Origin of the sequence: Sphingobium sp. DN12, assembly GCF_051058005.1 — a bacterium.
Classification (GTDB): Bacteria; Pseudomonadota; Alphaproteobacteria; order Sphingomonadales; family Sphingomonadaceae; genus Sphingobium; species Sphingobium yanoikuyae.
Genome location: NZ_CP173717.1, coordinates 315,951 through 331,403 on the forward strand (window position 1 = coordinate 315,951; position 15,453 = coordinate 331,403).

General features: G+C 65.6%; 11 protein-coding genes. 8 read left to right on the plus strand and 3 right to left on the minus strand.

The genetic code is table 11. The annotated features are described in order from the left end of the window. Window positions 1-176 precede the first annotated feature (176 nt). Together ACI6S0_RS01550 and ACI6S0_RS01555 are read right to left on the minus strand one after the other, a co-directional pair. Entirely contained in the window at window positions 177-668 is a 492-nt protein-coding gene (locus ACI6S0_RS01550) for a hypothetical protein (protein WP_099233059.1), read from the minus strand. A 17-nt stretch (window positions 669-685) separates the two neighbouring features. Then, on the minus strand, window positions 686-1,492 hold the full coding sequence (locus ACI6S0_RS01555) for a DUF4198 domain-containing protein (protein WP_434404697.1): 807 nt from the start codon (window positions 1,490-1,492) through the stop codon (window positions 686-688). A 133-nt stretch (window positions 1,493-1,625) separates the two neighbouring features. On the opposite strand from ACI6S0_RS01555, the gene ACI6S0_RS01560 reads away from it, so the two are divergent. The 3 genes from ACI6S0_RS01560 (at window position 1,626) to ACI6S0_RS01570 (ending at window position 6,986) form a co-directional block, all read left to right on the plus strand. After that, complete coding sequence (locus ACI6S0_RS01560) at window positions 1,626-3,719, plus strand: TonB-dependent receptor domain-containing protein (protein ID WP_434404698.1); 2,094 nt, start codon at window positions 1,626-1,628, stop codon at window positions 3,717-3,719. A 4-nt stretch (window positions 3,720-3,723) separates the two neighbouring features. Then, window positions 3,724-4,491, plus strand: coding sequence for an energy transducer TonB (locus ACI6S0_RS01565; RefSeq protein WP_434404699.1), 768 nt, complete (start codon window positions 3,724-3,726; stop codon window positions 4,489-4,491). A gap of 323 nt (window positions 4,492-4,814) precedes the next feature. Further along, entirely contained in the window at window positions 4,815-6,986 is a 2,172-nt protein-coding gene (locus ACI6S0_RS01570) for a TonB-dependent siderophore receptor (RefSeq protein WP_434404700.1), read from the plus strand. Between the two features lie 68 nt (window positions 6,987-7,054). Here the strand turns inward: ACI6S0_RS01570 and ACI6S0_RS01575 are convergent, their stop codons facing one another. Continuing rightward, window positions 7,055-8,881 carry a DUF885 domain-containing protein gene (locus ACI6S0_RS01575; RefSeq protein ID WP_434404701.1) on the minus strand — a complete coding sequence of 609 codons (1,827 nt, stop codon included), beginning with the start codon at window positions 8,879-8,881 and terminating at the stop codon, window positions 7,055-7,057. Between the two features lie 187 nt (window positions 8,882-9,068). Here ACI6S0_RS01575 and ACI6S0_RS01580 point away from each other — a divergent pair, with 187 nt between their 5' ends. From ACI6S0_RS01580 to qhpC, 5 genes are all read left to right on the plus strand, one after another. Beyond that, window positions 9,069-9,536 (plus strand): (2Fe-2S)-binding protein, encoded by a 468-nt coding sequence (locus ACI6S0_RS01580; protein WP_434404702.1) that lies wholly within the window; start codon window positions 9,069-9,071, stop codon window positions 9,534-9,536. Then, window positions 9,533-11,716, plus strand: a complete 2,184-nt coding sequence (locus tag ACI6S0_RS01585; RefSeq protein ID WP_434404703.1) for a molybdopterin cofactor-binding domain-containing protein — start codon at window positions 9,533-9,535, stop codon at window positions 11,714-11,716. The genes ACI6S0_RS01580 and ACI6S0_RS01585 overlap by 4 nt, the downstream gene beginning before the upstream one ends. A 176-nt stretch (window positions 11,717-11,892) precedes the next feature. Next, window positions 11,893-13,629, plus strand: coding sequence for a quinohemoprotein amine dehydrogenase subunit alpha (peaA, locus tag ACI6S0_RS01590; protein ID WP_434404704.1), 1,737 nt, complete (start codon window positions 11,893-11,895; stop codon window positions 13,627-13,629). Further along, window positions 13,626-15,074 (plus strand): quinohemoprotein amine dehydrogenase maturation protein, encoded by a 1,449-nt coding sequence (peaB, locus tag ACI6S0_RS01595; protein WP_434404705.1) that lies wholly within the window; start codon window positions 13,626-13,628, stop codon window positions 15,072-15,074. The genes peaA and peaB overlap by 4 nt, the downstream gene beginning before the upstream one ends. Beyond that, complete coding sequence (gene qhpC / locus ACI6S0_RS01600; RefSeq protein ID WP_010337614.1) at window positions 15,071-15,451, plus strand: quinohemoprotein amine dehydrogenase subunit gamma; 381 nt, start codon at window positions 15,071-15,073, stop codon at window positions 15,449-15,451. The genes peaB and qhpC overlap by 4 nt, the downstream gene beginning before the upstream one ends. Window positions 15,452-15,453 lie beyond the last annotated feature (2 nt).

The window sequence follows — 15,453 nt, forward strand, 5'->3', positions numbered from 1 at the left end:
CGCTCCCCGCCCAACCGCCCGACAGGATGACACTGGATCGGGTGGTTGGGCGGGGGAGCGGGCTGGAACCGGCTTTCTCAAACAGTCTCTGATACGCGAAAGGGGCCGGGTCTGCACGGCCCGGCCCCTTCCCTGGTAAGCTCCGTGAGGACCGGCAACCCCGGTCCTTCCTTGTATCAGCTATCGGTCTTGGCGCGCATGGCGGCCATGCGGGCGTTGGTCGCCTGCACGTCGGCGGCGGTGACGATACCGTCCTTGTCGGCGTCCTGCTCGGCAAAGGCACGCGCGCCCGATGCGTCATATTCGGCCTGGGCCATCTTGCCGTCCTTGTCCTTGTCGAGGACGTTGAAGCGGACATGGGCCTGGCGGATCTGGCGCTGGCGCTCCTCGGTCTTCTTCTCTTCGGTCAGGCTCGATTCCGCGAGCTGCTTTTCGAGGCGGGCGGCATATTCGCCGACATATTCATCCTCCGATACCCAGCCATCGCCATTGGCATCGGTCGCCTTGAAACGGGTGACGCGCACGGCGTCGAACTCGGCGCGGGTGACCTGGCCGTCATGGTTGCTGTCATAGTCATGGACGAAGGCGCCGCCTTCATGCGGGGCGGCGAAGGCGGGCGTGCCGGCGGCGGCAACGACGGCGGCGATCAGGATGGAACGGGTGTTCATGGCGTGTCTCCGGAATATCAGGCGGCGTCGAACGCCAGCGTGTAGGTGTAGCTGCGATAGGGTGTTTCCCACCCGGCTGGCGCGGCGCCGCGATGGCGGACCAGGATCAGATAGGTGCCGGCATCATCCGGCTTCAGGCTGAAGCGGCCCTGTGCGTCGCTCTTGGTCTCGACCGCGACCTTGCGGCCGTCATGCACGCCGGCGCTGCGGAACAGGGTGACTTGCGTGGCGGGCAGGGGCTTGCCGTCGAACAGCAGCACGAAGCTGGCGTCGCTGCCCGACACGATGGCGTTGGGATGGGTGACAGGCTGGATTTCGAGGCCCGTGCCGACCGGCTTGAGCGCGGCCTGCGTCGTCTGGCCGCGGGTGACATAGGCGTCGGCCAGCGTCATGCTCTGCACCTCGACCTCCTGCGCGCCGGGCTTGGGATCGCCGCCCTCGCCGCGCATCACCCAGGCATCGCCGACGCGGAACATCTTGCCCTTGCGCCCGGCGCGCTGGCCGGTGGTGATGCGATAGGTGCCGTCCGCCTTCAGATCAGCCTCGAACACCGACAGGTCACGCAGATAGGTGACCGGGCCGGTCGTCGCCTGGCTGCCGTCCGGCGCGACCAGGTGGAAGGGCGCGTCGCGCATCGCGACTTCGGGGACGAAGGCATCCTCGGCAAAGGCCGAGGTGACGGTGACATGGTCGGCCTTTCCGGCGTCGAACAGGGTCGGCAGCACATAGGGCATATGCGCCTGGGCGGCGGTGGCGCTGGCCAATAGCAGCACAGGCAAGGCGGCGGCGAACAGGGCGTTCACCGGGCGGCGATGGTTGGACAATGGGGTTCCCCTTGGTTTCGTTACGCTCTCCTATAATATATAGTGAGAATCACTTGCAATAGCATTTAATGCGGGTAGAGAGCGGCCAACCCGGCGCGTGATGTGCCGCAACAATGATACGGGGGCATTTTTCATGACCAAGTCCAAGACACTGCTGCTGCTGGGCACCGCGCTGATCGCACTGCCGTTGCCGGCAATGGCCCAGGACCAGAGTGACGACATTGCGGTCGCGAGCGATTCGCAGTTCGCGCTCGACCGGATGATCATCTCCGCCGGTGTCGAGAAGGTCGCGCTGGACACGCCGCAGGCGGTGACCGCGCTCGACCAGGAGGATATCGACCAGCTGCAGGCGACGACGATCGGCGACCTGCTGGAAGGCATGCCGGGCGTCAATGTGCAGGGCGGCGTCGGCCAGCTGGGCCAGGGCTTCAACATTCGCGGCATGGGCACGGCGATCGGCGACAGCGACAACCGCATCCTGATGACGGTCGATGGCGTCACCAAATTCTACGAACAATATCGCATGGGTGCCTTTTTCAGCGAGCCCGAACTCTACAAGCGGGTCGAGGTGCTGCGCGGCCCGGCATCCTCTACTCTCTATGGCGCGGGGGCGCTGGCGGGCGTGATCAACTTCACCACCAAGGATGCGTCGGACTTCCTGCGCGACGGCGACAAGCTGGCCGTGCGGTTGAAGGGCGCGACCGAAACCAATGCGCAGGGCCATACCCTGTCGGGCATCGTCGCGACCGAGCCGGTCGATGGCGTCGAGCTGTTGGGCAGCTATAATTATCGCCGCACCGACGATTACAAGAGCGGCAATGGTGACACGGTTGCTGCCTCCGCCACCGAATCCGACAGCTGGCTGGTCAAGGGCCGGGTCGCGATCGGCGGCAACAAGAAGCATGCGATCTGGGCGTCCTACCAGGACTGGATCAGCGACGCGCCGCAGGTCTATGACCAGATTTCGGCCGCCACCGGCAGCTCGCTGATGCGCCGCCGGGTTCACGACAAGACCGCCGTGCTGGGCTATGTGAACGATTTCGACGGCAGCAAATTCTTCAATGTCGAGGCGCAGGTCGCCTATTCGCTGTCCAAGGTCCACCAGACCGAGACGACCTTCCTGGGCGCGAACCTGGAATATTCCGATTTCTCCTATGAAAGCTGGCAGGCCAAGGTCCAGAATACCAGCGAGTTCGCCATGGGCGGCGACTGGACGACCTTCCTGATCCTGGGCGGCCAGTGGAGCACGCAGGAACGGCGCAACCCGCGCGTCAATTTCGACGGCACGGTGACGCCGGGCGCGGGCACCCATCCCGAAGGCGACATGGACCGTTACGGCCTGTTCGGTCAGCTGGAGATCGTCTGGTCCGACAAGCTGACCATCATGCCGGGCGTGCGCGTCGACTGGACCCGCCTGACGCCGGGCGACACGGTGGTCGGCGGCACCGTCCTGACCGACAAGGTGAAGGATAGCGGCGTGTCGCCCAAGCTCGCCGCGCTCTACAATATCACGCCCTGGTTCGGCCTGTTCGGGTCGGTCGCGCGCACCGTGCGCATGCCCAATATCGACGAAATCTTCACCCGCAGCGCAACCCGGCCGAACAATCCGGACCTGAAGCCCGAGAAGTCGGACAATTATGAAGCCGGCTTCACTTTGTCCTTCGACGATATGCTGGGCAAGAATGACCGCTTCCGCGCGAAGACCACCCTGTTCCAGAACGACGTCAAGGATCTGATCGTCAACGTCTCGGCCGCGGCGGGCACGCCCTATTTCCAGAATATCAACCGGTCGCGCTTCAAGGGCATCGAGCTGGAGGCCGAATATGGCATTGGCGGCTTCTATGCGCGCGGCAATGCCAGCTTCATCGATGGCAAGAACCGGCTGACCGGCGATTATCTCAACACCATCCCGGCGAACGACTATCGCCTGACGCTGGGCTATAATGATGTGGCGAGCGGCCTGTCGGGCGGCTGGACCGGCGAATTTGCCGAGCGGCAGGACAAGGTGACGCCGGGCAGCTTTGCCTCGGCCGGGTCGGGCCTGGCGACGCCGGGCTACAGCGTCCACAACCTGTTCTTCGCCTTCAAGCCGCAGGGTGGCGTGGCCAAGGGCTTCGAATTCCGCATCGCCATGGATAATATCTTCGACAAGCAATATCGCCGCCATCTGTCGTCGCTCGCCGCCGAGGGACAGAGCTTCCGCTTCACCGTGGCGAATACCTTCTGACGCCATGACGGGCGTGCGGCGTCCCTTTCGCGTCACGGGGCCGGCGGCGGCCTCGCTCGGGATCAACGCGCTGCTGATCGCGGCGCTGCTGAACCTGGGCATGGGCCGCGCGCCGAAGCGCGAGGAGGGGGCTGCACTGACCGTCATGTCGCTGGCGGCGCTGAAGGGCGTGGAGCAGGGGGCGGAACAGGCCGAGGCGGCGGAGGCGACGGCGCAGCCCGAAGCCCCGGTGCCGACGCAGGCGCCGCCCCCCACGCCGGTCAGCCCGCCGCAGCCGGTGCCGCCGCCGATGGTGGCGATCCCTTCCGCATTGTCGCTGCCCGTCGCGGTGGCGCCGGCTGCTCCGCCCACGCCGGCGGCCGCGGCGGCGCCGTCATCGCAGCCCGCGGCCAGGGCGGCGCCGGTCATGGCCGCCAGCGCCGGCGCGCCGCCGGCCCGGCGCGGGATCTCCGACGGGCTGGACGCCAATGCCCCGGCCGGCAACAGCCGGGCCTATGCCGCGCGAGTGCGTTCCTGGCTCTATGCCCACAAGATTTATCCCCGCCGCGCGAAGATGCGGCATGAGGAAGGGGTGGTGAAGGTCCGCTTCGTGATCGACCGCGCCGGCATGCTGATCGAAGGGCGGGTGATCAGCAGTTCCGGCCGCGCCTCGCTCGACGAGGAAGCCGCCGCCATGCTGCACCGCGCCTCGCCCTATCCCAAGGCCCCGTCCGACATATCCGGCGACCGCATCGAATTCACCGCGCCGGTGGAGTTCGTGCTGCCGGTGTAGCGGGGGATGGTCTGGGGACGGCCAGAAGCGGAGCTTGCCTTTCCCCACCCTCACTATTCTGGTCTGCGGCTCTGGGCGAAACGATCCCGTGCAGCGATGCGAAGGGGCAGGCGAAAGCAATGGCCGGAGCTGTCCCGGCATCAATCGTCCACTCATCCCGGCAGCCATCATGACTGATCGATAGCGCCATATTGCGCTCCGACGCACATTTTGCATCAGTTCGTTTCCGAATCGTTGCATTTGCAAATCAATCGCATTAAAGTGCCGCCCCAACATCCAGGGCGCCATGTTCAGGGCATGGCGAAATATGGGGGAAGTGCCTTATGTCCTTTGCATCGAAGAAGAATTTCGTCCGCTACGGCGCGGCGTCGATCGCTGCCTGCTTGCTGCTGGCTACCACCAGCGCCCAGGCCCAGGCGCCCGCGGACGAGCCGGATGCAAACGCGCCCGCCCCGGACTCCATCGTCGTTACCGGCCAGAATGAGACCAACGGCCTCAACCTCACCACCCGCGAAACGCCCCAGTCGGTCACCAGCCTCGACAGTCTACGCATGCAGGAACAGGGGCTGACCGACATTTCCGAAGTGATGCAGCAGATCGTCGGCATCCAGACCAACCGCTCCAGCGCGCTCGGCACCGACGGCACCAACTATACCGCGCGCGGCTTTGCGGTGCAGAATTATCTGGTCGACGGCGTTGCCCGCCCGTCGAATATCTATGGCTTCACCGAAGATACCGCGGACATGATCGCCTATGACCGGATCGAGGTGATCCGCGGTTCGGCCGGCATGATGACCGGCACCGGCGAGCCGTCGGCGGCGATCAACATGATCCGCAAGCGGCCCGGCGCGGACCTGAGCGCGACGGTCGCGGCGACCATCGGTTCCTGGGACAAATACCGGCTGGAAGGCGACATCGGCGGCGCGCTGACCGCCAGCGGCCATATCCGCGCGCGCGTCGCCGGGGCCTGGCAGGATAACGACACTTTCATCGACCGCGAACATGCCAAGCGCCAGGCGCTCTATGGCGTGATCGAGGCCGATCTTGGCCCGAATACCCTGCTGACCGCTGGCGTCGAATATCAGAATTTCCGCAACGAAGGCGCCTCGCGCGGCGGCGTGCCGCTCTTCTTCACCGACGGCACGAAGACCGATTTCGCCCGCTCCACCAATGGCGGTGCCGACTGGTCCGACTTCCGCCGCAAGAGCGTCAACATCTTCGCCTCGATCGCCCATGATTTCGACGCCAACTGGCATCTGCAGGTCGATGCCGAGCACAAGTCTGGCTCCTATGACGAGACGATCGGCTATTATTTCGGCACCGCGATCGACAAGGAAACCGGCGACGGCGGCACCTTCTACGCCACCCGCTGGGCGTCGGACCTGACGCTCGACGCAGTCTATGCCAATCTGCGCGGCGCGTTCGAGGCACTGGGCCAGGAACAGCATGTCGCCCTGACGCTTAGCCACACCCGCTATGATGATGACCAGACGCCCTATCCCGGCTGGTGGGGTGGCAGCGACTATATGTATCCGATCAATGCCTATAGCTATTTCCCGACCGGCGACGTGGCCAAGCCCGACCTGACGCCATCGGGCGGCACCGCCGGCAACCGGATCGAGACCAGTTCGCTCGCCGGTGTCGCCCGGCTGAAGCCGATCGGCCCGCTCTCGATCATCGCCGGCGGCCGCCTCACCTGGTGGAAGCAGGACAGCTATGCGCAGGACGTGACCGGCCCCAAGGTCTGGAGCCCGGTGGTCGATGAAAAGGCGGTCTTCACCCCCTATGCCGGCCTGGTGCTGGACTTCACCAAGACCCTCTCGGCCTATGTCAGCTATGCCAGCGTGTTCACGCCGCAAACATCGCGCACGGTCGATGGCGACGTCATCGCCCCGCTCGAAGGCAATACCTATGAAGCGGGCCTAAAGGCCGACTTCCTCGACGGCCGCCTCAGCGCCACCGCCGCCGTGTTCAAGATGAAGCAGGACAATTATGCCCTGGCGGACGGTCCGGGCATCTTCGCGCCCGATGGCAGCACGGCCTATCATGCGGTGTCGGGCATGAAGTCGTCGGGCTTCGAACTGGAGGTGAAGGGCGAAATCCTGCCCGGCTGGCGTATCGCCGGCGGCTTTGCCAACGCCCGTGCGGAAGATCGCGACGGCGTGCGCCAGATGCCGCAGATCGCCAAGAACAGCTTCAAGATGTTCAGCGCCTATACGCTGCCCGGCAATTTCAGCGCGCTGACGATCGGCGGCAATGTCGAATGGCAGGGCAAGACCACGGCCGACGGCGAAGGGCCGAATGGCGAAACCTACAGCCAGGGCAGCCTGGCGGTGGTCGACCTGCTGGCCAATTATCGCTTCACCGACCATCTCTCGCTGTCGGTCCATGTCGAGAATATCTTCGACAAGACCTATTATTCCGGCCTCTATCTCGGCAGCGCCCGCTTCGGCGAACCCCGCGCGGTGAAGTTCACCCTGCGCGGCACGCTGTAGGGATCTGGCAGCGCCGCCTTCACCCGGCTTGCCCCCGCTGGCGGGGCAAGCCGGGTGCGTAGGGCGACTCAGCCCTTGGCCTTGGTGGCGGCGATATAGGCCTGGACCTGTTCGCCCAGCACGTCGAGCGGCAGGGCGCCATTGGCCAGCACCACTTCATGGAAGTCGCGAATGTCGAACTTCGCGCCCAGCGCCTGTTCGGCGTCCTTGCGCAACTGGGCGATGCGGATCTGGCCGATCATGTAGCTGGTCGCCTGGCCCGGATTGTTGATGTAGCGATCGACTTCCTTGACGATGTCGCGTTCCGACAGGGGCGCATTGTCGCGGAAATACTGGATCGCCTGTTCGCGCGTCCAGCGCTTGGCATGCAGGCCGGTGTCGGTGACCAGGCGGATCGCGCGCCACATTTGCAGCGAGAGCATGCCGAATTCCGAATAGGGATCGCGATAGGCGCCCATCTCCTTGGCCAGGCGCTCGCTATAGAGGCCCCAGCCCTCGGTATAGGCGCCATAATAGCCGAAGCGGCGGAATTTGGGCAGGTCGGGCAGTTCCTGCGCGCGGGCGATCTGGAAATGATGACCCGGCGCGCCTTCATGATGGGCGATCGCCGCGACCTGGGGCTTTTGCACCTGATTCATGTCGGCGAGGTTGACGTAGAAGATGCCGGGGCGCGATCCGTCGGGCGCGGGCTGGTTGTAGAAGGCGACCGAAGCGGTTTCCTGCCGCCAGGCCTCGACCGCGCGCACCTCCAGCTTCGCCTTGGGCAGGACGCGGAAGAAGCGCGGGGCGGCGTCCATGGTCTGGGCGATGGCGGCGCGGGCATCGGCCAGATAGGCTTCGCGACCGGCGGCATCATTGGGATATTTGAACTTGGGATCAGTGCGCAGCGCCTGGAAGAAATCGGTCAGCGATCCGGCAAAGCCGATCCGCGCCTTCACCGCTTCCATCTCCGCCCGGATCGCCTTCACCTGATCGAGGCCGATCTGGTGGATCTGGTCAGCGTTGAGGCTGGTGGTGGTGTAGAAGGCGAGGCGGGCATTATAATAGGCCTCGCCGCCCGGCAGGCTCCAGGCGCCGTCATTGCCCTTGGCCTTGGGTTCGATCGCATCGAGCGCGGCGAACAGGGTCTGGAACCCCTTGGCGAAGGGGCCGGTCAGCGCGGCCTGTGCGTCGGCGATCAGCTTGGCCTTCTCGGCATCCGACGCCTTGAGCGCGCCGACCTTCTTCTTGAAATCGGCGAACAGGGTGGAGTCCGGCCCCTGGTCGAAGGGCGCGCCGCTGATCACCTTCTTCGCGTCGGCAAGGGCGGGGGCGAACACCATTTTCGGCGGGACGATGCCCTGCGCCGCCTGGTCGCGCATCTTGGTCGCGACCTCGTTCATCACCCGCTCGCTGTCGCGCAGGCGGGCGATATAGGCCTGGGCATCCGCGACGCTGTCGACGCGATGCTCGTTGATCAGGAAGACCGGGATATTGCCTGCGGGGCTGCCATTGGTGGACACGGGGAAAGCATATTTGGCGAAGGGCGCCTGCTGCTTCGACGTTGCCACCTGCGCCTCGAACAGGCGATAGCTGAGCCGCGCCGAGGGGCCGAGCCGTTCGGGCGAGAAGCGGCGATGCAGCTGCGCAAGCTGCTGTTCCTGCAGCGCCAGGCTGCGGGCGTCGGCCCGTTCGCTATAATCGTCCAGCTTGCCATAGTCGGTCTTGAGGCCAAGGCTGGTCATCGATTCCGGGCTGAGCGCCAGTTGCTGGTCGAACGCCTGGTCGAGGAAGGCGAGCAGCGCCTTGTCTTCCTGTGCGGTCGCCGATGCGGGCGCCGTGGTTGGGGCTTGGGCCAGGATCGGGGCGGAGGCACCGAGGGCAAGGAGCAGCGCGAGCGAGATACGGACGGTCATGGCAATTCCTGTCGCGAATAGGGATGCGGAGGAGAGACAGGCGCGCGGGCGCCAAGTCAAGCCGGGCCTTGCGAAAGCGATCGCTTTTCCGGGGCTTGGGTAGCTCTCCTCGAAGCCTCTGGACAGGCCGTGCCTTTCTGCCATCTATTTTGCACGCGACAATCAAAGGTTGAGCGGGGGTAGGGCGATGGCGATCAGTCTCAAGGTCAATGGACAGACACGATCGGTGGAGGCCGATCCGGCCAAGCCTTTGCTGTGGGCGCTGCGCGAGGATCTGGACATGGTCGGCACCAAGTTCGGTTGTGGCGCGGGGCTGTGCGGCGCCTGCACCGTCCATATCGACGGCAATCCGGCGCGGGCCTGCCAGACGCCGATCGGCGAGGCGCAGGGCATGGCGATCACCACAATCGAGGCGGTGGCGCAGAGCGATGCGGGCAAGCGGATATCGGACGCCTGGGTCAAGCTGGACGTGCCGCAATGCGGCTATTGCCAGGCCGGGCAGATCATGAGCGCGACCGCGCTGCTGGCGACCACGCCCGACCCCAGTGACGAGGATATTGACGCGGCGATGATGGGCAATCTCTGCCGCTGCTCCACCTATGTCCGCATTCGCGCCGCGATCAAGGATGCGGCCAGGGCGGGAGCGAAGGCATGAACGCGCCGATCCTGTCGCGCCGCCGCTTCCTGAGCGCCTCGCTGGTCGCGGGCGGCGGCTTGCTGTTCGACCTCAATATCCCGCTGGCGGGCGCGGCGGAGGGCGCGCAGCAGATATTGACCGCCTTCGTGCGCATCCTGCCCGACAATCGCGTCATCATCGGCGCGAAGAATGCCGAGATCGGACAGGGCGCCAAGACGATGCTGCCGATGCTGATCGCCGAGGAACTGGACGTCGACTGGGCGCAGGTGACGATCGAGCAGACCCATGCGGACCAGAAGATTTTCGGCGGGCAGACGGCAGGCGGCAGTCGCACGACGCCGCGCGAATGGTTGCCGACGCGCAAGGCCGGTGCCGCCGCGCGGGCGATGCTGGTGGCAGCGGCGGCGCAGCTATGGGGCGTGGCGCCCGCGACGCTGAAGACCGGCAGCGGCAAGGTGAGTGATCCCGCATCGGGCAGGAGCATCAGCTATGCCGCGCTGGCCGCCGCCGCCGCGCAGCAGCCGGCGCCCGATCCGGCGACATTGACGCTGAAAGACCCCAGGGATTTCCGCATCATCGGCCAGTCGATCGGCGGGGTGGATACGCCCGCAATCGTGGCGGGCAAGCCGCTGTTCGGGATCGATTTCAAGCTGCCCGGCATGCTCTATGCCGTGCTGGAAACCTGCCCGGCCTTTGGCGGGACGTTCCAATCGGCCAATCTGGATGAGGTGAAGGCGCTGCCGGGCGTGGCCCATGTGCTGACGATCAAGGGCGACGGCACGCCGGAATCCTTGTTCGATGGCGTCGCGATCCTGTCGTCCAGCTGGTGGAGCGCCAACCAGGCGCACGAGGCGCTGAAGGTCGAGTGGGACATGAGCGCGGTCAGCGGCTTTTCGACGGAGGGCTACGCCGCGCAGGCGGCCGAACGGCTGAAGGGCAAGGCGGATGGCGACATCGTCCGCGCCGGTGATGTGGAGGCCGCCTTTGCCGGGGCGGCGAAGACGGTCAGCGCGCAATATGATTATCCCTTCCTGGCGCATGGCACGCTGGAGCCGCAGAATTGCACCGCTTTGTTCAAGGATGGCGCGATCGAGATCTGGGCGCCGACGCAGAATCCGGAAAGCGGGCGCGGGCTGGTGGCCAAGGCGCTGAACCTGCCGCCCGAAAAGATCCGCATCAATTTCACCCGCATCGGCGGCGGTTTCGGCCGGCGGCTGATGAACGACTATATGGTGCAGGCGGCGGCGATCGCGGCGCAATTGCCCGGCGTGCCGGTGAAGCTGCTCTATAGCCGCCAGCAGGATATCCAGCGCGACTTTTATCGCCCGGCCGGCTGGCACGGTTTCCGGGCAGCGCTGGACAAGGGCGGCAAGCTGACGGCCTTCCACGATCATTTCGTGACCTTCGGCAAGGACGGCAAGCCGGTGCGGTCGGCCGAGATGCCGGCGAGCGAAATCCCCGCAGGCCTGATCGACACGCTACTGCTGGAACAGAGTTTCCTCGCCACCAACATGCCGACCGGATGGCTGCGCGCGCCCGGCTCCAACGCGCTGGCCTTCGTCACCCAGGCCTTCCTGGACGAAGTGGCGCAGGCGGCGGGCAAGGATCTGCCGACGCTGATGCTGGAATTGCTGGGCGAACCGCGGGAATTGCCGCGCGGTCCCAATGCGCCGCCCTTCGTCACCGGCCGCGCCAGGGGCGTGATCGAGAAGGTGGTGGCGATGAGCGGCTGGGCCGATCGCGGGAAATTGCCCAAGGGGCGGGGCAAGGGCTTCGCCTTTTACTATAGCCATATGGGCTATTTCGCCGAGGTGCTGGAGGTGGCGCTGGTCGACGGCATGCCCAAGGTCGCGACCGTGTGGGTCGCGGGCGATGTCGGCAGCCAGATCATCAACCCGATGAATGCGCTGCACCAGGCGCAGGGATCGGTGATCGAGGGGCTGGGCCAGGCGCTGGCCGGGCAGAAGATCACGCAGGTGGCCGGCGCGGTGGAGCAGGCCAATTTCGATACTCATCCGCTGCAGCGCATCCCCGATACGCCGCAGATCATCGTCGAGTTCGTGAAGACCGATTATCCCCCGACCGGCATGGGTGAGCCGGCGCTGCCGCCGGTGATCCCGGCGCTGGTCAACGCGCTGCACGCGGCCACTGGCAAGCGCATCCGCACCCTGCCGATCGTGCCGGAAATGTTCGCCTGAACCCTGTTTTCCGACCCCCTCTTTACTTGGCCTGAAAAATCTTGATGATCGTCAAGAATCTGATGGCGGATCGACATGGCGTCATCCGTCATGCCGGTCAGAGGGGCAAAAAAGCCCCCGCCTGAGATTGGGCCGCGTCCAGGGCAAAAGACCGGACGCCAAAGGGGGACATCAGGGTGAAGCAGCTTCCGGTGAAGTTCGGTCTGTTGGCGTTGCTCTCCGCATCGGTCGTGCTGGCCCAAGGGGGGAGCGGGGCCGATGGCGGCCCCGACGGCGCGACGATGAAGGAGACGGAGGAGGGCATCCCCGTCACCGATCCGCTGGTCCGGGAAAAATGCGGCAGCTGTCACGCGCCCGATGCCAAGGGCAACCTGTCCCGCATCAGTTGGGTGCGCACCACGCCGGAGGGCTGGGCGCAGGCGATCAAGCGGATGGTGCGGCTGAACGGTCTGGGGATCACCCCCGAGGAATCGCGCGCGGTCATCAAGTCGCTGTCCGCCTCGCACGGGCTGGCGCCGGAGGAGGCACGGCCGGTCATGTATCTGCCCGAAAAGCGGATCATCGACGAAGTGCTGCCCAACGAGACGATGCGCGGCGCTTGCGCCAGCTGCCATGCCTTTGCCCAGCCCCTGTCCTGGCGCCGGTCGAAGCTGGAATGGAAGACGCTGCAGGATCTGCATGTCGCCCTTTATTCGCAGGCCGACGCCCAATATCGCCGCCCGGCCGAGGATAGCGAGCAGCCAGCCGGCCGCGATCCCAAGGACAAGATGACGCGCGGCGAATATGCGCTGACCTACCTGCCCAACGTGGCGGGGCTGCATACGCCCGAATGGGCCGCCTGGAGCTCGCGTCTGCGCGCGCCGCGGCTGGCGGGCGACTGGCTGGTGGTGGCGTCGGTGCCGGGACAGGGGCGCTTCGTCGGCACGATGACGGTGGCGCCGGGCGCGGCGGCGGATGAGTTCAAGACCAGCGCGTCGCTCACCTCGCTCTCCAACGGCGCCACCATCAGCCGCAGCGGCACGGGCCTTGTCTATTCCGGCTATAGCTGGCGCGGTTCGTCCAAGGGCGGCGCGGCGCTGGGGAAGCCCGATGATCTGGGCAGCCCGGCGCGCGAGACGATGTGGTTCGCGCCCGACCAGCAGCGCGCCGAAGGGCGCTGGTTCTGGGGCGAATATCAGGAATTCGGCTATGATGTGAAGCTGGTCCGGGCGACGGCTGCGCCCGCGATCCTGGCGGTGACGCCGGGGGCGGTGAAGGCCGGGGCGAAGGGCGTCGATGTCACCATCTGGGGCCATAATCTGCCCGCGTCCCTGACCGCGGCGGATGTCGATCTGGGTGCGGGCGTTACCGTCGCCAGGGTCGTGTCGGCGACGCCGGGCAAGGCGGTGCTGAGCGTCGATGTCGCGGCGAGCGCGCCCGCCGGCCAGCGCGATGTCGGCATTGGCGGCGCGGTGCTGGAAAAGGCGTTCCCGGTCTATCGCAAGGTCGATTATCTCAAGGTCACGCCGGAAACGAGCCTGGCCCGGCTGGGCGGCACCAAGTTCGCCAAGGGATACCAGCAGTATGAGGCGATCGGTTATGACAACGGCCTGGATGGCAAGCCGAACACGAGCGACGACGTAGCCATCGGCCCGGTCGATGCGACCTGGTCGATGCAGGAATTCATGTCGGTCTATTATGATGACGACATGAAATATGTGGGGGCGCTGAGCCCCACCGCCCTCTTCACGCCAGGGCTGGAAGGCCCCAACCCCGAACGCCGGTTCAGCCGCAACAATTATGGCGAGGTCTGGGTCGTCGCCACGGCGAAGGCGGAAAAGGACAAGTTCGGCAAGCCCCTGAGCGCCCGGTCCTATCTGGTCGTGACCGTGCCCATGTATCAGCGCTTCGACCAGCCGGAGGTGTCGCGATGACCGTCATGCAGGCCCCCGCCTATCGCCGCGCCGAATATCATGGCTTTGCCGCCGGCGGCAGCGACTTCGTCTATCTGGTGAGTGCCGGCGCGATCTTCGAGATCGATGCGCAGGTGCAGGCCGTGCTGGACCGGCTCGATGGACAGGAGCTGAGCCATGCCGCGCTGGTCCGCGAACTGGCGGGCGAGGAAGGCGACCTGGCCGAGGCGGAGGCGCTGGTGCGTGAATTGCGCGCGGCGCAGCTCATCCATCTGGGCGCGGCGCCTGTGTCGGTGCCCGAAGCACCGCCGGCCGATTTCCCGTTGCAAGCGCTGGTGCTCAACATCACCAACCAGTGCAATCTGGCCTGCACCTATTGCTATGAATTCGGCGCGGACAAGATCGCGACCCCGGCCGGCAAACCCAAATATATGACGCTGGAGACGGCCAGGGCGTCGGTCGACCTGCTGATCGCGGAGGCGGCGAACCGCCCGTCGGTCCACATCACCTTCTTCGGCGGCGAAACCTTGATGAATTTCAAGCTTTTGCGCGATGTGGTGGATTATGCCAATGGCGCGACGGCGGCTGTGGGCAAGGGGATCACCTATAGCCTCACCACCAATGCCACGCTGTTGACGCTGGAAATCGTCACCTTCCTGTCGGATAACCGGGTCGGCGTGACCGTGTCGATGGACGGCCCGCCCGAACTGCAGGACAAGCATCGCGTCTACAAGAATGGCAAGGGCAGCTATGCGGTGATCGAGCCGCGGTTGCGCACGCTGATCGCCCATCATCGCACCCGTGCGGTGACCGCGCGCGTCACCCTGACCGAAGGCGTGACCGATGTCGTGCGCATCTTCCGCCATCTGAAGGATGATCTGGGTTTCCACGAAGTCGGCTTCGCGCCGGTGACCACGGGGGAAACGCGGGCCTATTCGATCGACGCCGATGGCATGGACAGCGTGCTGGCGCAGTTCAACCTGCTGGCGCGCGAATGGTTGGAGTTTGCGCTGCGCGGGCAGGTCCATGGCTTCACCAATGTCAGCGAGACGATCAGCGAGCTGATTTCGGGCGTCAACAAATCGCATCCCTGCGGCGCGGGCATGGGGCTGATGGGGGTCAACCCGTCGGGCGACCTGTCGCCGTGCCACCGTTTCACCGACGCCGACACCCATGTGATGGGCCATGTGTCGAGCGGCATCGACCGGGCCAAGCAGGGCGATTTCCTGAGCCGCGGCCATGTCGGCGCCAAATATGATTGCCAGAGTTGCTGGGCGCGGCCGCTCTGCGCCGGCGGCTGCCACCATGAGGCGTTCGTCCGTTATGGCGACACCGGCCATGCCAATCTCCATTATTGCGACTGGATCCGGCAATGGACCGACACCTGCCTGCATATCTATGGCGAGCTGGCGGTGAAGAACCCCGGCTTCCTCGAGCATTTCGCTGAACGAAAGGGGCTGTCATGAAGCATCTTCGTGCCATCAACAAAAAGGCGCGGCGGATCGACGACGCCGTGACGCAGATGGAGGCGGCGATCGAGGTCGCGGCCGCGTCTGGCGCCACGCCGTCCGACATGGAGGAGGATGTCGTCGCCCTGCAACAGGCGCCGCGTCCCCATGTGCCGATGGGCTGTACCCTGTCCTTCTCGCCCGGCTGGGAAGTGGATGCGGGCGGCGGCACGGCGGGCCTGTGCCAGCCGGTCGAGCGCGACATCTATGACTGCTACGTCACCTGCTTCTGGCCGGTGCAGGTGCCTGACCATGTGAATTATTCGCCCGACTGGGCCAGTAACTGTGCCACCGCGACGAAGGACTGGCGCAATCTCGACCTGGTGTTTCCATGAGG